The organism is Curtobacterium pusillum, from assembly GCF_013359865.1.
Lineage (GTDB): Bacteria > Actinomycetota > Actinomycetes > Actinomycetales > Microbacteriaceae > Curtobacterium > Curtobacterium pusillum.
In genome coordinates this window covers 12616-33229 of sequence record NZ_JABMCE010000074.1, presented here as the reverse complement: position 1 = coordinate 33229, position 20614 = coordinate 12616, and the positions used below count along the sequence as shown (strand labels likewise).

Genomic DNA, 20614 nt, shown 5'->3' with positions numbered 1-20614 from the left:
GATGCGGCTCTTCGACGACGTGGTCCCTGCGCTCGGACGGGCGTTCTTCGGCAGCGTGGCCGGCGGCGCCCGTGACCTCGACGACGCGCACCGGGCGATCCGGCAGGGTGTCCCGACGAGCCGGCGGATCGCGTTCGCGTCGCTGCGCGGCGGGACCGGGTGCTCCGCGACCGCGGCCACCGTCGCCACGGTGCTGGCACGCCGACGGTCCGGCCGCGTGCTTGGCGTCGACGGCGCGGCGGGCCTCCGGTCCTTCGCGGTGCACGCGGGTGCCGAGCGCACCTCGCCGACACCGCCCTCGGACCGCCGCAGTGCCGCGCGCACGTCCTGGGACGCGACCGACGGTCTGGCGGTGACCCCCTCGGGACTGCACGTGCTCCGGATCGGTGATCCGCGCCTCCCGACCCGACAGGCCGCACCCGCGGACTGGACGGACGCCGTCGACCCGATCGCCCGGTTCTTCGACGTCGTCGTCGGCGACTGGGGATCCCGAAGCCCCTTCGTCGACCTCGGCGCCGTCGCCGCCGACGCGCACGTCGTCGCCCTCGTCACCGGACCCGAGCGGCCCGCCGTCGAGGAGGGCGTGGCGCACGCCGACGCGATCCGGCGGCACGCACCCGACGCACGGGTGCTCGTCGTGCCGGTCGACACCACCGGAGCCGGCCTCCGCGCGGCCCGGACCGCGGCCGAGTGGCCCGACCACGCGGTGCACCCGGTCCCGAGCGACCCGAGCGTCACGAGCGGGGGCGACCGCCCCACCGCATCGCGCATCGCCCTCATCCAGCTGACCGCGGCCCTCGTGGACGCGGCCGTCGACCGCCGCTGGGCACCGACCGACACCATCCCGGAGGCGACCCGGTGAACCGCATCGTGCACCGGCCCGCTCGGGTCTCCACACCGCTCGTCCGGCCGGACGCGGAACAGCTCGCGCCGCCGCCGCAGCTGCCGGAGGGGCCGAGCGGCGGCATCCCGCTGCAGTCGCTGCTGCCGGTCGTCGGCGCGATCTCGTCGGTCGTCATGATGGTCGTGCTGCGCGGCAACAACCCCGTGCTCATGGTCGTCGCGGCGCTGGTGTTCGTCGTCGCCCTCGTCGGCGGCCTCGGCATGGCGTTCACGCAGCGCGGCAACGCCGTCCGCAACCGCCGCACGCAGCGCGAGCGCTACCTCGACTACCTCGAGGAGCTCCGCGGCGACCTGCGCGCCCGGACGACCGCGGTCCGCGAACGCGCCGAGCACGTCGACCCGTCGCCCGACACGCTCCCCCGGCTCGTCGGCGACCCGGCCCGGCTGTGGGAACGTCGGCGCGCGCACGGCGACTTCCTGCGCGTGCGGGTCGGGTCGGGCGACGTGGCGTGGCTCGACCTGACCGTGCCGCCGGACCAGAACCCGGTGCAGCCGCTCGACCCGCTCATGCTCGCCGAGCTCGAGCAGGTCGCCGCGCACTACGGCACGGTGCACGCGATGCCGATCGCGATACGGCTCGACGACGCCGGGGACGTCTCCGTCGTCGGTGACCGCGCCGCCGTGCTCGACGTCGCGCGGGCGCTCGTCGCCCAGCTGGCCGCCCTCCACGCGCCCGAGGACCTGCACCTCGCCGCGGCCTTCCCGGCCGAGCGCGCCGACGACTGGGACTGGTTCGACCTGCTCCCGCACGCCCGGATGGACCGCACCTTCGACGGGCCGCTCCGGGCCCGCCGGGTGGCCGAGGACGTCCCGGCGCTCGCACGGACACTCGCCGCCGAGCTCGGGGAACGTGCCCGGACCGCCGCGATGTACCGCCGGTCGGGCGACTCCGCGAAGCGCAGCGACCTGCCCCGACTCGTGGTGTTCGCGGACGAGCACGGCAGCGTCGCCGTTCCGCTCGCGCTGCCCGAGGGCGAGACCCGGCCGGAGGACCTGCGGATCACGGTGGTCCACCTCGTCGCCGACCGGTTGCACGAGCCGTCGGACGTCCGCGTCCGGGTGACGGCGCGATCGGAGGCCCCCGGTGCGACGTCGCTCGAGATCGTCGACGCGCGCGACGTGGCGGAGGGCGAACCCGCCCCGGTGCAGACCGCCGTCTGCGACCCCGTCGCCCCGACCCTGGTGACGGCCGTCGCCCGCGCCCTCGCGCCCCTGCGCCTGTCCGCGGACGCCGAGGAACGCTCCGAGTCGTCGGCCGCGATCGGTGTCACCGACCTGCTCGGCGTCGACGACGTCACGACGATCGACCCGGAGCTGTCCTGGCGCCCGCGCTCCCCGCGCGACTTCCTCCGGGTGCCCATCGGCGTCGACGACTTCGGCGCACCGCTGCTGCTCGACCTCAAGGAGTCCGCGCAGCTCGGCATGGGGCCGCACGGCATCTGCATCGGTGCGACCGGTTCCGGGAAGAGCGAGATGCTCCGCACGCTCGTCCTCGGGCTCGCGGTGTCGCACCCGCCGGAGGACCTCGCGATGATCCTCGTCGACTACAAGGGCGGCGCGGCGTTCGCGCCGTTCGCCCGGCTGCCGCACGTCGCCGGCCTCATCGACAACCTCGCCGACGACCCACAGCTCACCCGTCGGGCCCGGGCGTCGATCGCGGGCGAGGTCCGCCGTCGTCAGGAGATGCTCCGCGACGCCGGGGCCGCTCCGTCGATCACGCACTACCGCGAGCTCCGGACGCACCGCCCCGAGCTGCCGCCGATGCCGCACCTCGTGCTGGTCATCGACGAGTTCGGCGAGCTGCTCACGGCGGAGCCCGAGTTCGTCGACCTCCTCCTCATGATCGGCCGCATCGGCCGGTCCATCGGCGTGCACCTGCTCCTGTCGAGCCAGCGCATCGAGGCCGGCAAGCTCCGCGGGCTCGACACGTACCTGTCGTACCGTCTCGGCCTGCGCACGTTCTCGGAGGCGGAGAGCCAGGTCGTCCTCGACACCGGGGACGCCTTCCACCTGCCGGCGGTGCCCGGGTACGGGTACCTCAAGGTCGACACCAGCGTGTACACCCGCTTCCGGTCCGGCTACGTCTCCGGCCCGGTGGAGGACGCCACACCCGCCGCTGCCGCCGCGGTGACGTCCGCCGACGCGGCGCCCGAGCCGTTCGAGCTCCCCGTGTACAACACCCTCGCGACCGAGGACGACGAACCCGGCGAGGCGACCCTCGAGTCCCCCGACGTCGGTCGCAGCGTCGTCGACGAGGCGGTCGAACGCCTCGGCCGCGGCGACCGCGCCACCACGCCCGTGTGGCTCCCACCCCTGCCGACCCGGTTGGCGCTCGGCGCCGTGCTCGACCCGAACGCCGCGGTCGACCCCGCCGGGATCACGGTGCCCATCGGGCTGCTCGACGATCCCGCACGCCAGCGGCAGCGCCCGTGGATGCTCGACCTGACGCAGGGCGGCGGGCACGTCGCGGTCATCGGCGCCCCGGGCTCCGGCCGCACGACGTTCCTGCGCTCGGTGGCGGCGTCGATCGCGCTGACGACGACGCCCCGCCAGGTGAGCGTGTACGGCATGGACCTCGCCGGCGGCGGTCTGGGCCGGATCGAGGGCTTCCCGCACGTCGGCGGCGTCGCGACCCGCTCGGACCGGAACCGCCTGCTCCGACTCGTCGAGGAGCTGCAGGCGATGATCCGCCTCCGGGAGCGCGTGTTCCGCGACCACGGCATCGACTCGCTCGCGATGCTCCGCAGCCGGCACGCCGCCGGCCGGGTGCCCGAGCTGGGGTCGGCCGACGTCGTGCTGCTCGTCGACGGCTTCGGTGTGATGCGCACCGAGTTCGAGGAGCTCGAGGACGCGTTCGGCGATCTGCTCCAGCGCGGCGGGAGCTTCGGCATCCACGTCGTCGTGGCGCTCACCCGCTGGAACGAGTTGCGGCTCGCGAACCAGCCGCTCATCGGGCAGCGGTTCGAGCTGCGGCTCAACGACCCCGCCGACTCGACCATCGCCCGGGCGGCGGCGGCCACCCTGAAGTCGGGCGAGCCCGGGCGTGTGCTCACCGGCGACGAGCTGTTCGGCCAGGTCGCGCTGCCGGTGCTCGACGACGTGGACGACGGCGCTGTCGGCGACGAGCTCGCCGCCCTCGCCCAGCGCGTCGCGGACAGCTGGGGCGGCCCGGCGGCGGCACCGATCCGCCTGCTCCCCGAGTCGTTCGACCCCGCCGAGCTGCCCGACCCGCTCGCGACCCCGTCCACCGTGCCGTTCGCCCTCCGCCAGGACACGATGGACTTCGTGGCGTTCGACCCCGCGGTGGACCAGCACCTCCTGGTGTTCGGCGACACGGCGAGCGGCAAGACCGCGCTCCTGCGCGGCCTCGCCGCCGGGTTCATGGACCGGGCGACCCCGGACGAGCTCGTGCTCGCGTTCATGGACGTCCGCGGTGGCGCGGCGGCGGGGACGCCCGACGACTTCCTCGGTGGTCACGCGGCCAACGGCCGGGACGCCCGCGGGCTCGCCGCCGCCATCGCGGCCGAGCTCGAGCAGCGCGCCGCCGGCACCTCCACGGGACCCCGTCCACGGATCGTGGTGCTCGTGGACGACTACGACATCGTCGCGTCCGCCGGCACCGACCCGCTCGCGCCGCTCATGCCGTACCTGCCGTCCGCGCGGGACCTCGGCCTGCACGTCGTCCTCACGCGCCCCGTCGCCGGTGCCGCCCGGGCGATGTACGACACGGTGATCCAGTCGATCAGGGACTCCGGCGCCACCGGACTCGTCCTCAGTGGTGAACGGTCGGAGGGTCAGGTGTTCCCGAAGGTCTACGCCGAGCAGTTCCCGCCCGGTCGTGGCCGTCTCGTGCGCCGCGGCACCGCTCCCCGCATCGTGCAGGTGGCGCACTTCCCCTCCGCTCCAGCACCGGTTCCCGCACAGGCCGACCCCGCCGGCCAGACGACCGTCCTCGACCCGAAGGGAGCCGTCGATGCCCCGTGACGTCCTGATCCTGTCGACCCGAGAACCCGAGCTCGCCGCGTTCGTCGACGCCGGTGCAGGCATCGCCCCGGACCTGCGCGTCCGGACGCTCGAGAACGGTGCCGTCACGGAGATCGTCGACCGCCGGGGCTCGGCCGTGCTCAGCGTGCAGGGGCCGGAGTTCGTCGAGAACGTCGCCGAGGTCGCCCGGCTCGCCCCGCGGGCGTCGGCCGACGGTCCCCTCTGGTGGACCGAGGCATGGGCGCCGTGGGGCGCCGACGGCGACGTGGGCATCGCGATCGCCCGCGCGTTCGCCGCGGCGGTGGGTGCACAGGTGATCGTGGAGGACGGCTCGTGAGCACGCCGCGACCGGGCTCGGCTCCGCTCCCGCCGATGCCCTCGCGTCGCGCAGCCCTGCAGCGCGCCCGGACGGTGCTCGTCACGGGCGTCGCCGGTGGGACCGGTACGACGACGGTCGCCGCGCTCCTCGCGGACGCGGTCGGCGGACGACTCGGCGTGGTCGTGCAGGCGACGGACCACTCGGGTGGGGAGCTCGCGGCACGCCTCCCCGCGCTCGAACCGGCCACGTCACGCGTCACCGTGCACGACATGGGCGCGCACCTCGGTCCGGCCGCCGCGCTGGCCGCGACGCCCGAGAACTGCCTCGTCGTGGTCGGCCGGGCCACCGCCGACGGCGTCGCGGACGTGCGGGCGGCGCTCGCCTCGATCGCGCACGAACCCGATCCGACGCTGCTCGGCCGTTCGGTGGTCGTGCTCGTGGACCGTGCCGCGAAGCCGACCACGGTCGACCCGCGGCCGGTCCACGAGACCGGCGTCGCCGCGGTCTTCGTGCTCCGGGCGGACCGCTCGCTCGCGCGGCCCGGCCGGATCGAGGTGGCCGGTCTCGGCCGCCCCGCCGTCACGACGATGTCGGAGCTCCTGGCCGCGCTCGGCTGGTGACGGCACCCGAGGACGGACTGGAGGCGCGGTGCCAGCCGGCACCGCGCCTCCAGTCCGACAGGCGGGAACGTCGCTAGGCGCGCGCCGACCGCACCCGGTCCGCGAACGCGGCGTGCAGCGGGTGCTGCTCGTCGAGCCCGGTGATCTCGCTCGCGATGACCGCGTCGGTCTTGTCCGAGCGCAGGAGCGCCTGCAGCGCGACGCTCTGCTCGTCGTCCGCGACGTCGAACCGCAGCGCCGCACCCATGGCGTCGAGGAGCGCCGTCGGCTCGGTGCCGTCCTCCGCCAGGGCGGCTGCGGGCGAGACGAAGCGCTCGTCGCGGGACAGCTTCCGGAGCGGCTGGCGTCCCACCCGCGTCACGGTGTCGGGCAGGTGCGGGTTCTCGAACCGGCCGATGATGGCCTCGACGTACGCCCGGTGCACCTCGGGATCGAGGGCGTGGCGGCGGACGAGCAGGTCGCTCGTCTCGGCGAGCACGGACTCGAGCTCCGAGCGGACCGCGGGGATCGCGAGCGCGTCGGAGATCTTGTCCGCCCCGGCGAGGAAGCCGTGGTACGCGACCGTGGCGTGGCCCGTGTTGACCGTGAAGAGCTTGCGCTCGATCGACGCCGCGAGGCCGTCGACGTAGTGCACGCCCGGGATCTCCGGCTCGGCGCCGCCGAACGGGGTGCGGTCGATGGCCCACTCGAAGTAGGTCTCGACGGTGACGTCGAGGCCGGCGCCCTCGGGCTGGGCGGGGACGATGCGGTCCACGGCCGTGTTCGCGAACACCGCCTTGGCGAGCGTCCGGTCACGGGTGTCCGACGGCAGGGCGTCGACGATGAACTCGCGGAGCCGGTCGGTCGCGTTGATGGCGTTCTCGCACGCCATGACGGCCAGCGGCGCGGCGTCGGCCGGGCGGGCCTCGAGTCCGGCGGCGATCACGGGGGCGATGAACTTCAGGACGTTCGGGCCGACCGCGCAGGTGACGATCGACGCCTTCGCGATCTCCGCGACGACACCGGCCTCGTCCTGCGCGCTGTTCAGCGCGCGGAAGTTCGTGACGACGTGGTCGGTCGCGTTCGCACCGACCTCGTGCACGGTGTACGAGTCGGCGGCCGCCAGCGCGTCGATGAGCGGTGCGGCGACGTCGGCGAAGACGACCTCGTACCCGGCCTCGTGCAGAAGCAGCCCGACGAAGCCGCGACCGATGTTGCCCGCGCCGAAGTGGACGGCGGTGCCGCGCTCCGTGCTCACTCGTTCACCTCACCGAGGATCGAGAGGATCGCTGCCGTGTCGGGGGCGTCGGTCAGCTTCTGGACCTCGTCCTCGTCGGAGAACACGATCGCGATCTTGGACAGGATGTCGAGGTGCTCGTTGTTGACGCCCGCGATGCCGACGACGAAGCGGACGGGGTTGCCGTCCCAGTCGATCGGGGTGGCGTAGCGGATGAACGAGAGCGCCGACGACTTGATGGCGTCCTTCGCGTCGTTCGTGCCGTGCGGGATCGCGAGGAAGTTGCCCATGTAGGTCGAGACGCTCTTCTCGCGCTCGAGCATCGCCGGGTAGTAGTCCGCCGTGACCGCGCCTGCAGCCTCGAGGATCTCGGCCGCCTCCTTCATCGCCTCCGACTTCGTCGGTGCGGTGTCCTCGGTGTGGATGCGGACCTGGCTCTCCTGCAGGACGGGCATCGGTGGTTCTCCTTGTTCTCGACGGACGTGATGGAGGGGACGGCTTCCGCCGTCCCCTCCGATACTGCACTTCGTTACTGGTTCTTGAGCTGTTCGACGACCTGGTCGTACTGCGGGGCGTTCATGAAGTTGCCGACCGAAACGTGCTGCGCGTTCGGGTTCTTCTGCCGTGCGCGGTCCGTCAGCTCCTCCTGGGTGATGATGAGGTCCTCGTCACCCGAGAGGTTCGCGATCGCCTTGTTCACGACCGTGACGCCCTCGATGCCGGCCTTCTTGACCTTGTTGCGGAGGACGCTGGCGCCCATCGCGCTCGAGCCCATGCCGGCGTCGCAGGCGAAGACCACGTTGTGGACGGTCTTCGTGGCCGTGGTGGTGCCGGCACCGACGCCACCCAGGGCGGCCTCGGACTCCTGCTCGTTCGCCGGGGAGTTGTTGCCGAGCAGACCCGCCGTCGCGGCGTTCACGTCGCGGCCCTTGTTCGCCTGGAGCTTGGCCATCGCGGCGCTCATGTCGCCGCCGCCGTTCGCGAGGTCGCGCTTGCGGGTCGCGATGAGGAAGAAGGACGCCACCGCGAAGGAGACCGCCGCGGACAGGACGACCGACAGGATGACGCCGAGGAAGCTGTCCTTCGCCGTCGCGCCGAGCACCGCGAAGATCGACCCCGGGGATGCCGGAGCGACGAGGCCGGAGTGGAACGCGACGTTGGTCGCGACACCCGTGGCACCGCCGAGGATCACGGCGATGAACAGGACCGGCTTCTGCAGCACGTACGGGAAGTAGATCTCGTGGATGCCGCCGAGGAACTGGATGATGATCGCGCCGGGAGCGGTCGAGCGGGCGATGCCGACACCGAAGAACGTGAACGCGAGGAGGATGCCGAGACCGGGGCCGGGGTTCGCCTCGAGGAGGAACAGGATCGACTTGCCGGACTCCTGGACCTGCTGCGCGCCGAGCTGGTCGAGCACGCCGTGGTTGATGGCGTTGTTGAGGAAGAACACCTTCGCCGGCTCGATGATCACGCTGGCGAGCGGGAGCAGCGAGTGCTGGACGAGGAAGTTCACCACGTCGCCGAGGCCCTCGGCGATGAGCTTGAACAGCGGTGCGAGCCAGAAGAACCCGGCCATCGCGAGCCCGAAGCCGAGGATGCCGGCCGCGTAGTTGTTCACCAGCATCTCGAAGCCCGGCTTGATCTTGCCGTCCCAGATCCTGTCGACCTGCTTGATGAGGTACGCACCGAGCGGCCCGCAGATCATCGCGCCGAGGATCATCGTGGTGCCGTTGGCGCCGATGATGACGCCCATGGTCATGATCGAACCGACCACCGCGCCGCGGGTCTCGTAGATCATCCGGCCACCCTGGATCGCGATCGCGAGCGGGATGAGGTAGGTCAGGATCGGCCCGACGAGGCCGACGTTCGCGACGCCGCCCGTCTCACCGAAGCCGCCGAGGATGCCCACTGGCGTCCAACCGGTCTCGATGAAGAAGGCGGTGATGATGCCCCACGCGATGAAGATCGCGATGTTGGGCATGACCATGCCGGAGAGGAACGTGCCGAACTTCTGAACGGCGACGCGTGCGCCGCCCCGCGACTTCGCGGGAGCGTCGGGCGCTGCAACGGACGACGTTGTCATGTGCGGTGACTTTCTGTGAGGGGTGCTGCTGCTGCGGAGTGAAGGGAGGTGGTGCTGGTCGGCTCAGGCGGCGTGCGCCGCGGCCGCGGCGGACTTCGCGGCCGCCGCCGTGCTCGCGGCGAGTGCTGCCGTCGCCATCTCGCGGGCCTGTTCGAGCGTGTGCCTGCCGAGTTCGGCGCGCACGTCGGCCAGGGCCGCGGGGGTCATGGAGAGGGTGGTGGCGCCGAGGCCGACGAGGACGACGGCGAGCAGCGGGTCGGCTGCTGCCTCGCCGCAGATGCCCACGGCCTTGCCGGCGGCCTGTCCGGCGGTGCCGAGCTGCGCGACGAGCCGGAGGACGGCGGGGTGCCACGGGTCCTGGTAGGACGCGACGGTGCCGAGCATGCGGTCGGCCGCCATCGTGTACTGCGTCAGGTCGTTCGTGCCGATCGACACGAAGTCGGCGGTGCCGAAGACCTGCTCGGCCATCAGCGCGAGCGAGGGGACCTCGGCCATCACGCCGGCGGTGCGGATGCCGAGCTCACGGGCGAGGTCGACGAAGTACGCGGTCTCCTCGGCGTCGGCGACCATCGGGGCCATCACCCAGAGGTCGGCCTCGGTCGCGGCGTCGGCCTGGGCGAGCGCGGTGAGCTGGTCGCGCAGGACCTCGGGGTGGTTGCGGAGTGCCCGGAGCCCACGACGGCCGAGTGCCGGGTTCTCCTCGTCCTTGTCGGTGAGGAACGGCAGGGGCTTGTCGGCGCCGGCGTCGAGCGCGCGGACGACGACCTTCTTGCCCGGGAACGCCTCGAGCAGCTGCCGGTACGACTCGGTCTGCTGCTCGACCGTCGGGGCGGTCGGCGAGTCGAGGAAGAGGAACTCGGTGCGGAAGAGCCCCACGCCCTCCGCACCGAGAGCAACGGCACCCGCGGCGTCGGCCGGGCTGCCGAGGTTCGCGAGCAGGGGGACGGTGTGACCGTCGGCGAGGGCACCGGCGGTGATGGGTGCGGCTGCCGCGGCGAGACGGTCGGCGATGCGCCGCTCGACCTCGGCCACGAGCGCGTCGGACGGGTCGGTGGTGACCGTTCCGGCGACGGCGTCGACCACGACGTGCTGCCCGTCGGTCAGGGTGTCGGCACCGGCGACGCCGACGATCGCGGTGATGCCCTTGGCGCGGGCGAGGATCGCGGTGTGCGAGGTCGGGCCGCCGTCACGGGTGACGAGCGCGAGGACCTTGTCGAGGTCCAGGAGCGCGGTGTCGGCCGGCGCGAGGTCGCGGGCGACGAGCACGAAGGGGGTGTCCGACTCGGGCACGCCCGGGGCCGGGACGCCGCGGAGCTTCGCGACGATGCGCTGCGCCACGTCGTCGAGGTCCGCCGCGCGCTCCCCCATGTAGCCGCCCATGCCGACGAGCAGGTCGCGGAACTGCCCGAACGCCTCGTACACGGCGCGCTCGGCGTTGGTGCCACCGTCGATGCGGGCGTGCACGTCGTCGAGGAGCGTCGGGTCCTGCGCCATGAGCGCCTGCGCCTCGAGCACGGCCTGGGCGTCGCCGCCGGCCAGCTGTCCGCGCTTGTTGAGGTCTTCCGCCACGTGGGAGAGCGCCACGTGCACGGCCTGCTTCGCGTCGTCCGCCGAACCCTCGAGCGCCGCGGTCGACGGCTCGCCGAGCGGGTCCGCCATCCGGAGCACGGGGCCGTGGGCGACGCCGCGGCCGACGCCGGTGCCGAGCAGTTCGGACATTCGAGACTCCTTCATCTCACACGCGCTTGCGGTGGGGTGGTTCGTTCGGTGCGCGCGACGCGGAGACGGGACCCCGCCGGTGCGGCTTGAGCAGCACCATACCCCGATCCGCGTTGACAAACAAACACATCCGGGGATAAAAATGCAGAAACAGATGCCCGTTTGCGTCTGGCGGCCGAAGGCTTCGCTTCGACTCTGCCGCCCGCGTGCCCGAGCATGTCCGTTCCGTTCCGACCGAGACGACGAGGTCCGATGTACGCACCAGAGCGCCACCAGCGCATCGTCGAACAGGCGCGCGCGCAGGGCCGGGTCGACGTCAAGGACCTCGCCGAGCTGCTCGCCGTCACGCCGGAGACGATCCGCCGCGACCTGACCTCGCTCGAACGGCGCGGACTCGTCCGCCGTGCCCACGGCGGAGCGATCCCCGTCGAGCGCATCACCCTGCACCCCGGAGTCGGCGACCGCGGCGGCATCAACCAGGCCGAGAAGATGGTCATCGCCGAGGCTGCGCTCGACGAACTCCCCGAGAACGGCTCGGTCATGATCGACGCCGGCACGTCGACGATCTGCCTGGCCGAGATGCTGCCCACCGACCGCGGCCTCACGGTCGTGACGCACTCGCTGCCGGTGGCGATGGCCGTCGCGAACCGCCCGGGCATCGACCTGCACCTGCTCGGCGGCAACATCCGCAGCGACTCGCTCGCCGGCGTCGGTACGTGGACGCACCAGCTCATCGGGATGGTCAGCGTCGACGTCGCGTTCATCAGCATCAACGGCATCACGCCCGAGCGGGGCCTGACGACGCACAACATGGCGGAGGCCGCCGTGAAGTCCGCCATGATCAAGTCCGCCCGGCGGAGCATCCTGCTCGCCGACCACACCAAGTTCGGCCGCGAGGAGTTCGGTCGCGTCGCACCGCTCGCCGCGATCGACACGATCATCACCGACCCCGGCGTGAACGCCGACCTCGTCCGCGAGGTCGAGGCCGCCGGCACCGAGGTGTTCTGGCCCGGCCGCGACTGACGCCGCCGGCCCTTCCACGCTCACCGGACCCACCCACCAGGCGCTCGCTACCATGAGCGCCACCACCCATCGACTAGGAGTTCATCGATGTCCGAAGCCACCCGCACCGTCACCGTCGCCAGCGCGTCCGGGCTGCACGCCCGCCCCGCCTCCCTCTTCGTCCAGACCGTGACGGCGTCGGGCCACCAGGTCACCATCGCGAAGGGCGACAAGTCCGGCAACGCGGGCAGCATCCTCGCACTCCTCGGCCTCGGCATCGAGAACGGCGACGAGGTCACCCTCACCGTGAACGGTGACGACGCCGAGACGACGGCCGACAGCCTGGTCGAGTTCCTGCAGACGGACCACGACGCGGCCTGACCGCGCGCGTCGCGCCCTGCGCGCGACCGCCTGACGGCCTGGAGGCACGGTGCGCGCCGGCACCGCGCCTCCAGGCCGTCGTCGTCTCACGCAGGGGGTGTCGGCGCCCGCCGATAGGGTGTTCTGCATGACACGCCTGCGCCTCGCATCCGTCAACGTGAACGGCATCCGTGCCGCGTTCCGGAAGGGCATGGGCGACTGGCTCGCCACCCGCGACGTCGACGTCCTCGCGCTGCAGGAGGTGCGGGCGTCCAGCGACGACCTCGCCGGGCTGCTCGGCGACGAGTGGGACATCGTGCACGACCCGGCGACCGCGAAGGGCCGCGCCGGCGTCGCGATCGCCTCGCGGCACTCCGCGCAGATCCACCGCGTCGAGCTCGGGCCCGCGGACTTCGACTCCGCCGGCCGCTGGCTCGAGGCCGACTACGAGATCGACGGCACCACGGTCACGGTGGTGTCGACGTACGTCCACTCGGGCGAGGTCGACACCCCGAAGCAGGACGAGAAGTGGAAGTTCCTCGACGCGATGACCGAGCGGCTCCCCGCACTCCGTGAGCACAACCCGCTCGCGGTGGTCGTCGGCGACCTCAACGTCGGGCACGACGAGCGCGACATCAAGAACTGGAAGGGCAACGTGAAGCGGGCCGGGTTCCTGCCGCGCGAACGCGCCTACTTCTCGCGGTTCTTCGGTCCCGACGGCGAGCGGGTCGAGGGGGCCGACGGTTCGACGGGCCCCGGTCTCGGCTGGGTCGACGTCGGACGCGCCCAGGCGGGCGACGTCGACGGTCCCTACACGTGGTGGTCCTGGCGCGGCCAGGCGTTCGACAACGACACGGGCTGGCGCATCGACTACCAGATGGCGACCCCGGAGCTCGCGGGCAAGGTCACGCGGTACACGGTCGACCGCGCTGCGGCGTACGACCAGCGATGGTCCGACCACGCTCCCGTGGTCGTCGACTACGAACTCTGACCCGCTCCACCACACTTCTCCAGCACAGGACAGCACCATGACCAAGACGCGCATCTTCTCCGGCATCCAGCCCTCGGCCGGATCGCTCCACCTCGGCAACTACATCGGGGCGCTCATGCAGTGGCGCGACCTGCAGGACGACTACGACGCCGTGTACAGCGTCGTCGACATGCACGCGATCACGGCCCCGCAGGACCCGGCCGAGCTCCGCGCGAACACCCGCGCCACGGCCGCGCAGTACATCGCCGCCGGCGTCGACCCGTCGAAGTCGACCCTGTTCATCCAGTCGCACGTCCCCGCGCACGCGCAGCTCGCGTGGGTCCTCAACACGATCACCGGCTTCGGCGAGGCCAGTCGGATGACCCAGTTCAAGGACAAGTCGGCCCGCCAGGGTGCCGAGGCCGCGTCGGTCGGGCTGTTCACCTACCCGATGCTCATGGCGGCGGACATCCTGCTGTACGACGCGCAGGTGGTCCCGGTGGGCGACGACCAGCGACAGCACGTCGAGCTCACCCGCGACCTGGCCGCGCGCTTCAACTCGCGGTTCGGCGACACGTTCGTCGTGCCCGAGGCGCGCATCCTCTCCGAGACCGCGCGGATCTACGACCTGCAGGACCCGACGAGCAAGATGAGCAAGTCGGCCGCCTCCGACAACGGTCTCATCCGCCTGCTCGACGACCCGAAGCGCACCGCCAAGAAGATCCGCTCGGCCGTGACCGACACCGAGCGCGAGATCCGGGCGGACCGCCAGGCGAAGCCGGGTGTCACGAACCTGCTCTCGATCCTGTCGGCGTTCACGGGGACTCCGGTGTCCGCCCTCGAAGGGTCCTTCCAGGGCAAGGGCTACGGCGACCTGAAGGGCGAGGTCGCCGACGCCGTCGTGGCGGAGCTCGAGCCGGTGCGCGCCCGCACGCTGGAGCTCCTCGACGACCCGGCCGAGCTCGACCGTCTCCTCGCCGTCGGTGCCGAGCGTGCGGAGTCGATCGCGTCCGAGACCCTCGCGAAGGTCTACGAGCGCATCGGCTTCGTGCCGCGCACCCGGCGCTGACCGTGCTCCCCGTCACCCTGTCGTCCGCCCGGGTGCATCTCGACGTGCCCACCCGGGCGGACGCGGCGGCGATCACCGAAGCCTGCCAGGACCCGGACATCGTGCGATGGACGACGATCCCGACGCCGTACTCCGCGCGGGACGCCACCACGTTCGTCGACGCGCTCGTGGGTCCGGGGTGGGCCTCCGACCGCGAGTACACGTGGGCGATCCGCCGCACGGGTTCCACCTGGCTCGAGGGCGTCATCGGCTACCGGACCGCGCACCGCGACCTCGGGTTCTGGCTCGCGCCGTCCGCCCGCGGCGCCGGGCTCATGCACGACGCCGTCGGCCTGGTGCTCGACTGGGCCTTCGCGCAGGGCGCGCCCGACGTGTACTGGGAGTGCTACGCGGGCAACACCGCCTCGGCCGCCGTGGCCCGTGCGGCGGGGTTCTCCTACACCGGCGCCGGAGCGGCGCTCATCCCCGGTCGTGACGGCGCCCCGACGACGGCGTGGAAGGGACTCCGGCGTTCCGACGGGGCACCGGCGTCCGACCTGCCGTGGCCCGCGGAGACGTTCGCCGGCGGGCGACCCTCGGATGACGCGTCACCGACGGCTCGCCGGTAGTCTCGGTCCGTGACCAGCACCCCTGCGCCGCCGGCCTCCCCGGCAGAGCTCCACGCGATGCGTCGCGGTCTCGAACTCGCCGCGCTCGGCCCCGCGGTCGGCGACCACGCCCGGGTCGGAGCGGTCATCCTCTCCCCCGCGGGCGAGGTGCTCGCCGAGGGCTGGCACAAGGGGGCCGGCACGGCGCACGCCGAGGTCGACGCGATGTCGAAGGTCGCTCCCGAGCTCCTCCGTGGCGCGACCGCCGTGGTCACCCTCGAGCCCTGCAACCACACCGGACGCACCGGCCCCTGCGCCCTCGCCCTGCTCGAAGCGGGGATCGGCCGCGTCGTCTACGCGATCGACGACCCGGGCGCGGACGCGCACGGCGGGGCCGACCGGCTCCGTGCCGGGGGCGTCGACGTCGTCGCCGGAGTGCTCGCCGACGAGGCCGAGGCGTTCCTCGAACGCTGGCTCGTCTCGGTGCGGCTCGGGCGCCCGTGGGTGACCGTGAAGTGGGCATCGAGCCTCGACGGCCGGGCGGCCGCCGCGGACGGCACGAGCAAGTGGATCACCGGGGCCGCCGCCCGCCAGCACGTGCACGAGCAGCGCGCCGCTCACGACGCCATCCTCGTCGGCACCGGCACCGTCCTCGCCGACGACCCGAGCCTCACCGCACGGGGCGACGCCGGCGAACTGCTCGCCGACCAGCCGCTCCCGGTCGTCGTCGGAGACCGCGCGGTCCCCGACGACGCCGCCGTCCGCCGGCACCCCCGCGGCCTCGTCACCCTGCCCGGCCACGACCTCGCCGCCTCGCTCGGCGCCCTCCGCGACCACGGCGTGCACTCGGTGTTCGTCGAGGGCGGCCCGACCGTCGCGTCGGCGCTCATCGCGGCGGGACTGGTCGACGAGTACCTCGTGTACCTCGCCCCCGTGCTGCTCGGGGGTCCGCGTGTTGCCCTCGATGACGTCGGTGTGGGAAGCATCGGCGAGCGTCGGAGGTTGGACGTACTATCGACCACCAGCCTCGGCCCCGATCTGCTGGTCCGAGCACGACCCCACCGCGCTTCCCGGCCGGCGGCGGACGAGCTCGGGATCGCGGGGCCCCAGAACGACCGGAGCACCCGATGACCGATGCACTCACCTCCCCCACCCCGGGGAGCCCGGTCCAGTTCGAGGTCGCCACCAACGTCCCGACGACGCACGGGACGTTCGAGATGCGCGCCTACCGGGACCTCGTGACGGGCGCCGAGCACGTCGCGATCATCGCCGCCGGACCCGACGGCACCGCACCGCGAGACGGAGCGCTCGTCCGGGTGCACTCCGAGTGCCTGACGGGCGAGGCCTTCGGGTCGCTCAAGTGCGAGTGCGGCCCGCAGCTCGACGCGGCGCTCGGCACGATCGCTGCCGAGGGCGGCGTCGTCGTCTACCTGCGCGGGCAGGAGGGCCGGGGCATCGGCCTCATCAACAAGCTCAAGGCCTACCGCCTGCAGGAAGACGGCCTCGACACCCTCGACGCGAACCTCGCGCTCGGTTTCCCCGCCGACTCGCGGGCGTACGGCGGGGCGGCGGGGATCCTCGCCGACCTCGGCATCACGAGCCTCCGGCTGCTCTCGAACAACCCCGAGAAGCGCCGCCAGCTCGAGGAGCACGGCATCGTGGTGGAGAGCCTCGTGCCGCTCGTGGTCGGCATCTCCGCGCAGAACGCCGGGTACCTGGACACGAAGCGGGACCGGATGGGCCACCAGCTGCCCACGCATCTCGAGGCGGGCAGCCCTCTGGCCTGAGCCGCTCTGGGCGGATTCGCAGGTTCACGACATCTGTCGTACGATGAGGGCTTCCGTCACAAGCGGTCCAACCCCATCAGCCGAACGCACCCGATCGGTGTCCGCGCCACCCCGCGCGAACCGACCGGTGTCCGCCGTCCGGAAGACCGCCGCGCTCCATCGAGAGCGTCACCCACGGAGTCTCCTCACCCCATGTCCGCCGCACCGGCATCCGCAATCCCGAAGACCGCAGGCAATCCGCGCTCCCGCGTGGTGATCGCCAGCCTCGTCGGCACCTCCATCGAGTTCTACGACTTCTACGTCTACGCGACCGCCGCGGTGCTCGTCTTCCCGACGCTGTTCTTCCCGAACGAGGACCCCACCGCCTCGCAGCTGTCGTCGTTCGTCACGTTCGCCCTCGCGTTCTTCGCCCGCCCCGTCGGTTCGATCATCTTCGGCCACTTCGGTGACCGCGTCGGCCGCAAGGCCACCCTCGTCGCGTCGCTGCTCGTCATGGGGACCGCCACGTTCCTCATCGGCTGCCTGCCGACCTTCGCCTCGATCGGCATCTGGGCACCCGTCCTCCTCGCCGTGATGCGTTTCGCCCAGGGTGTCGGCCTCGGTGGCGAGTGGTCCGGCGCGGCGCTGCTCGCCACGGAGAACGCCCCGAAGGGCAAGCGCGGTGTGTTCGGTTCGATGCCGCAGCTCGGCGCCCCGATCGGCTTCCTACTCGCCAACGGCCTGTTCATCGCGATCAACGCGGCGATGCCGGCCGGTGCCGACGGCACCCCGAACCCGGAGTTCCAGGCGTGGGGCTGGCGCATCCCGTTCCTGCTCTCGGCGGTCCTCGTGATCATCGGCCTGTACGTGCGGTTCCGACTCGTCGAGTCGACGGTGTTCCGCGGTGTCCAGGAGTCCGGGACGGTCGCGAAGGTGCCGCTCGGCCGCGTGTTCCGCACCTCGTGGAAGGCGGTGGTCATCGGCACGTTCGGGATGGTCGCCACGTACGTGCTCTTCTACTTCATGACGACGTTCACACTGTCCTACGGCACCACGGGCGCCGAGGCGGGCCCGCTCGTCCCGAAGCCCGGTCTCGGCTACACCCGCGGCGAGTTCCTGACCCTGCTCATGATCGGCGTCGTGTTCTTCGGCATCTTCACCCCGATCGCGGGCATCCTCGCCGACAGGTTCGGTCGTCGCCGCACGCTCATCCCGACCACCATCGGCATCGCCCTGTTCGGCCTGACGTTCCAGTTCTGGTTCGCCGCGTCGACCGGGCCGATCACGGTCGTGACGTTCCTCGTCGTGGGCCTGTCGCTGATGGGCCTGACGTTCGGACCCATGGGTGCGCTGCTGCCGGAGCTCTTCCCCACCAACGTCCGGTACACCGGCTCGGCGATCGCGTACAACGTGGCCTCGATCCTGGGCGCCTCGCTCGCGCCGACCATCGCGCTGGCGCTGTGGAAGCCGGACGGGAACATCTTCCTCGTCGGCCTCTACCTCACGATCGCCGCGGTGGTGACGCTGGTCGCGCTCCTCTTCGTGCGCGAGACGAAGAGCGCCGGACTCGACGACGCGGACCGGTCGGGCGAGCCCGACGCGGCCCCGGCGGAGGTGCGCGCGTAACGCACGCAGCAGACGGACGGGAGGCGCGGTGCCAGCTGGCACCGCGCCTCCCGTCCGTCTGCATGCCCGCCCTTTTTCGACACCGCAGCTGTCGATCGACGCGTGTCATGTCGGAACGTGCCCGAGCATCCTGTGTGGGCGCATGATTCGACACCGCACCGGCGGATCGACGCGTGTCATGTCGGAACATGCACTCGCACGCACCCTGTCCGTCAACTCAGGTTGACAGCCGTCGGTGCGTCAATGTAGGTTGACAGCCATGGACCGACCGACCATCACGAGCCTTGCCGCAGGGGCAGCCGGAGACGACCCGTTCTCCGCCCTCGCCAGCGTGCGCGAGCTCCGTCGTGAACTCGACCGGACCGAAGAACTCGCCGCCCGACGCGCCCGGAACGCCGGCGCTTCGTGGCAGGAGATCGCGACGCTGCTCGGCGTCAGCCGCCAGGCAGTGCACAAGAAGTACGGCAGAAACTAGGAACACGATGAGCTCCCCCTTCGCGCGACCCAAGAAGACCGACGGCCCCCGCGCCAGCTTCGGCCGACTCCTGAGCTACCTGTTCGAGAACAAGCCCGCGATGATCGTCATCATCGTGCTGAGCATCCTCGGTGCCGGTGCCTCGCTCGCCCAGCCGCTGCTCGTGAACCAGGTGGTCACAGCCGTGCAGCACGGCAACACCCTCAGCACGCTCGTGTGGATCCTCGTGGCGCTCGTCATCGTGTCGGGCGTCCTCAACGGCGTGCAGCACTTCCTGCTGCAGCGCGCCGGCGAGGGCGTCGTGCTCTCGACCCGCCGCAAGCTCATCGCGCGCATCCTCAACCTGCCGATCTCCGAGTTCGACACCCGCCGCACCGGCGACCTCGTCTCCCGCGTCGGCAGCGACACGACGCTGCTCCGCGCCGTGCTCACCCAGGGCCTCATCGAGTCGATCGGTGGCGCGCTCACGTTCATCGGCGCGGTCATCGCGATGGCGATCATCGACCCGCTGCTCCTCGGCATCGTGGTGGTCATCGTCCTCATCGCCATCGTCGTCGTCGGGGGACTCAGCCGGCGCATCCGCGTCGCGTCGAAGAAGGCGCAGGAGAAGGTCGGCGACCTCACCGCTGCCGTCGAGCGCGGCATCGGGGCCGTCCGCACGATCCGGGCCGCCGGAGCCACCGAGCGCGAGGTGGGCGAGGTCGACGGCCATGCGACCGAGGCATACCGGCGCGGCCTCGACATCGCGAAGATGTCGGCGTTCGTCGTGCCGGTCGCGAGCATCGTCATGCAGGTCGCGTTCATCGCCGTCCTCGGGGTCGGCGGTGCCCAGGTGGCAGCCGGGACGATCACGATCGCCACGCTCATCACGTTCATCCTGCTGCTCTTCATGATGATCATGCCGCTCGGGCAGGCGATGGGTGCGGCGGTCGCCGTCGCGCAGGCACTCGGCGCGCTCGGCCGGATCGAGGAGATCCTGCACCTGCCGACCGAGGCGCAGGACGACGCAGCGGTGCGCGTCGCGGCCGCCGTCGAGACCGACGACGCCATCACGTTCGAGCACGTGTCGTTCCGGTACGCGCGTCCCGCCCAGGCGGCGGGTGACGACGGAGCACTGCCGGGAGGCCCGGATCACCTCGACGACGCCGCCCCTGTCGACGACGTGGTGCTGCACGACGTCTCCTTCCGGGTGCCGCGCGGAACGCGTGTCGCCCTCGTGGGCCCCTCGGGTGCGGGCAAGTCCACCACCCTCGCGCTCATCGAGCGGTTCTACGACCCGACCGACGGCGTGATCCGCCTCGGCGGCGTCGACGTCCGCGGGCTCGACCGCGCCGAGCTCCGGGCCCAGATCGGGTACGTCGAGCAGGACGCTCCCGTACTCGCCGGCACGATCCGCGCGAACCTGCTGCTCGGCTCGCCGGACGCCACCGAGGACGACTGCGTCCGTGTGCTCGAAGCGGTGAACCTGGGCGAAGTCCTGCACCGCGACCCCCGCGGGCTCGACGCCCAGGTCGGCGAAGACGGCGTGATGCTCTCCGGCGGTGAGCGTCAGCGGCTCGCGATCGCCCGCGCGCTGCTCGCCGCTCCCCCGATCCTGCTGCTCGACGAATCGACGTCGTCGCTGGACGGGGTGAACGAGCAGAAGATGCGGCTCGCGATCGACGCCGTCGCCGAGGACCGCACCCTGCTCGTCATCGCGCACCGGCTGTCCACCGTGGTCGACTCCGACGTGATCGTCGTGCTCGAGCACGGCCGGGTCGTCGGGGTCGGCACCCACTCGGAGCTCGTCGAGTCCACGCCGCTGTACCGCGACCTGGCGAAGCACCAGCTCCTGGTGTGACGCGCGTCCCGCGCTCCCGCAAAACGCAACCTTCGCGGTTGTCCGCAGGGTTGTACCGCTGCGGGCAACCGC

The 20614-nt window shown here is 72.1% G+C and carries 17 protein-coding genes and 1 pseudogene; 14 read left to right on the top strand and 4 right to left on the bottom strand.

Annotation, left to right across the window (positions count from 1 at the left end):
* Window position 1: 1 nt before the first annotated feature.
* Genes HP507_RS08660 through HP507_RS08645 form a run of 4 tightly spaced genes read left to right on the top strand, consistent with a single transcriptional unit; the run spans window position 2 to window position 5826 of the window.
* Window positions 2–862, top strand: a complete 861-nt coding sequence (locus HP507_RS08660; protein ID WP_175351387.1) for a P-loop NTPase family protein — start codon at window positions 2–4, stop codon at window positions 860–862.
* Complete coding sequence (gene eccCa / locus HP507_RS08655; RefSeq protein WP_175351386.1) at window positions 859–4887, top strand: type VII secretion protein EccCa; 4029 nt, start codon at window positions 859–861, stop codon at window positions 4885–4887. Before HP507_RS08660 ends, eccCa begins: the two co-directional genes overlap by 4 nt.
* A complete protein-coding gene (locus HP507_RS08650; protein ID WP_175351385.1) occupies window positions 4877–5224 on the top strand; it encodes a hypothetical protein in 348 nt (115 codons plus the stop codon). Before eccCa ends, HP507_RS08650 begins: the two co-directional genes overlap by 11 nt.
* Window positions 5221–5826 carry a hypothetical protein gene (locus HP507_RS08645; RefSeq protein WP_175351384.1) on the top strand — a complete coding sequence of 202 codons (606 nt, stop codon included), beginning with the start codon at window positions 5221–5223 and terminating at the stop codon, window positions 5824–5826. The genes HP507_RS08650 and HP507_RS08645 overlap by 4 nt, the downstream gene beginning before the upstream one ends.
* 73 nt (window positions 5827–5899) lie before the next feature.
* On the opposite strand, the gene HP507_RS08640 is transcribed toward HP507_RS08645, so the two are convergent.
* From HP507_RS08640 to ptsP, 4 genes are all read right to left on the bottom strand, one after another.
* Entirely contained in the window at window positions 5900–7063 is a 1164-nt protein-coding gene (locus tag HP507_RS08640) for a mannitol-1-phosphate 5-dehydrogenase (protein WP_175351383.1), read from the bottom strand.
* A complete protein-coding gene (locus tag HP507_RS08635) occupies window positions 7060–7497 on the bottom strand; it encodes a PTS mannitol transporter subunit IIA (protein WP_175351382.1) in 438 nt (145 codons plus the stop codon). The genes HP507_RS08640 and HP507_RS08635 overlap by 4 nt, the downstream gene beginning before the upstream one ends.
* 74 nt (window positions 7498–7571) lie before the next feature.
* Complete coding sequence (locus tag HP507_RS08630; protein ID WP_175351381.1) at window positions 7572–9128, bottom strand: PTS mannitol transporter subunit IIBC; 1557 nt, start codon at window positions 9126–9128, stop codon at window positions 7572–7574.
* Window positions 9129–9191: 63 nt separating this feature from the next.
* Window positions 9192–10847 (bottom strand): phosphoenolpyruvate--protein phosphotransferase, encoded by a 1656-nt coding sequence (ptsP, locus tag HP507_RS08625; protein ID WP_175351380.1) that lies wholly within the window; start codon window positions 10845–10847, stop codon window positions 9192–9194.
* 252 nt (window positions 10848–11099) lie between these two features.
* Here ptsP and HP507_RS08620 point away from each other — a divergent pair, with 252 nt between their 5' ends.
* The 10 genes and pseudogenes from HP507_RS08620 (at window position 11100) to HP507_RS08575 (ending at window position 20542) form a co-directional block, all read left to right on the top strand.
* Window positions 11100–11870 carry a DeoR/GlpR family DNA-binding transcription regulator gene (locus tag HP507_RS08620; protein ID WP_175351379.1) on the top strand — a complete coding sequence of 257 codons (771 nt, stop codon included), beginning with the start codon at window positions 11100–11102 and terminating at the stop codon, window positions 11868–11870.
* 87 nt (window positions 11871–11957) lie between these two features.
* Window positions 11958–12230, top strand: coding sequence for an HPr family phosphocarrier protein (locus HP507_RS08615; protein ID WP_175351378.1), 273 nt, complete (start codon window positions 11958–11960; stop codon window positions 12228–12230).
* Window positions 12231–12357: 127 nt separating this feature from the next.
* Complete coding sequence (locus HP507_RS08610) at window positions 12358–13200, top strand: exodeoxyribonuclease III (RefSeq protein WP_175351377.1); 843 nt, start codon at window positions 12358–12360, stop codon at window positions 13198–13200.
* Between the two features lie 37 nt (window positions 13201–13237).
* Window positions 13238–14248: a tryptophan--tRNA ligase gene (trpS, locus tag HP507_RS08605; RefSeq protein ID WP_175351376.1), complete on the top strand. Its 1011-nt coding sequence runs from the start codon at window positions 13238–13240 to the stop codon at window positions 14246–14248.
* 2 nt (window positions 14249–14250) lie between these two features.
* Window positions 14251–14856 (top strand): GNAT family N-acetyltransferase, encoded by a 606-nt coding sequence (locus HP507_RS08600; protein WP_175351375.1) that lies wholly within the window; start codon window positions 14251–14253, stop codon window positions 14854–14856.
* Window positions 14857–14913: 57 nt separating this feature from the next.
* The gene (gene ribD / locus HP507_RS08595; RefSeq protein WP_175351473.1) at window positions 14914–15966 is read left to right on the top strand and encodes a bifunctional diaminohydroxyphosphoribosylaminopyrimidine deaminase/5-amino-6-(5-phosphoribosylamino)uracil reductase RibD; all 1053 of its coding nucleotides are present in this window, start codon (window positions 14914–14916) and stop codon (window positions 15964–15966) included.
* Window positions 15967–15977: 11 nt separating this feature from the next.
* Window positions 15978–16622: pseudogene (ribA, locus tag HP507_RS08590) on the top strand (GTP cyclohydrolase II); the annotation flags it as partial.
* A gap of 192 nt (window positions 16623–16814) precedes the next feature.
* On the top strand, window positions 16815–18227 hold the full coding sequence (locus HP507_RS08585) for an MFS transporter (protein ID WP_175351373.1): 1413 nt from the start codon (window positions 16815–16817) through the stop codon (window positions 18225–18227).
* A gap of 259 nt (window positions 18228–18486) precedes the next feature.
* Window positions 18487–18702: a hypothetical protein gene (locus tag HP507_RS08580; protein WP_022907338.1), complete on the top strand. Its 216-nt coding sequence runs from the start codon at window positions 18487–18489 to the stop codon at window positions 18700–18702.
* Between the two features lie 7 nt (window positions 18703–18709).
* A complete protein-coding gene (locus tag HP507_RS08575; RefSeq protein ID WP_175351372.1) occupies window positions 18710–20542 on the top strand; it encodes an ABC transporter ATP-binding protein in 1833 nt (610 codons plus the stop codon).
* Window positions 20543–20614 lie beyond the last annotated feature (72 nt).

Excerpts from the sequence above, each read along its gene's own strand:
- HP507_RS08580 (WP_022907338.1), top strand. The coding sequence starts at position 18,487 with ATGGACCGACCGACCATCACGAGCCTTGCCGCAGGGGCAGCCGGAGAC.
- HP507_RS08650 (WP_175351385.1), top strand. The coding sequence starts at position 4,877 with ATGCCCCGTGACGTCCTGATCCTGTCGACCCGAGAACCCGAGCTCGCC.
- HP507_RS08660 (WP_175351387.1), top strand. The coding sequence starts at position 2 with ATGCGGCTCTTCGACGACGTGGTCCCTGCGCTCGGACGGGCGTTCTTC.
- HP507_RS08620 (WP_175351379.1), top strand. The coding sequence starts at position 11,100 with ATGTACGCACCAGAGCGCCACCAGCGCATCGTCGAACAGGCGCGCGCG.
- ribD (WP_175351473.1), top strand. The coding sequence starts at position 14,914 with ATGCGTCGCGGTCTCGAACTCGCCGCGCTCGGCCCCGCGGTCGGCGAC.
- HP507_RS08630 (WP_175351381.1), bottom strand. The coding sequence starts at position 9,128 with ATGACAACGTCGTCCGTTGCAGCGCCCGACGCTCCCGCGAAGTCGCGG.
- HP507_RS08585 (WP_175351373.1), top strand. The coding sequence starts at position 16,815 with ATGTCCGCCGCACCGGCATCCGCAATCCCGAAGACCGCAGGCAATCCG.
- HP507_RS08575 (WP_175351372.1), top strand. The coding sequence starts at position 18,710 with ATGAGCTCCCCCTTCGCGCGACCCAAGAAGACCGACGGCCCCCGCGCC.
- HP507_RS08635 (WP_175351382.1), bottom strand. The coding sequence starts at position 7,497 with ATGCCCGTCCTGCAGGAGAGCCAGGTCCGCATCCACACCGAGGACACC.
- ptsP (WP_175351380.1), bottom strand. The coding sequence starts at position 10,847 with ATGTCCGAACTGCTCGGCACCGGCGTCGGCCGCGGCGTCGCCCACGGC.
- trpS (WP_175351376.1), top strand. The coding sequence starts at position 13,238 with ATGACCAAGACGCGCATCTTCTCCGGCATCCAGCCCTCGGCCGGATCG.
- HP507_RS08610 (WP_175351377.1), top strand. The coding sequence starts at position 12,358 with ATGACACGCCTGCGCCTCGCATCCGTCAACGTGAACGGCATCCGTGCC.
- HP507_RS08615 (WP_175351378.1), top strand. The coding sequence starts at position 11,958 with ATGTCCGAAGCCACCCGCACCGTCACCGTCGCCAGCGCGTCCGGGCTG.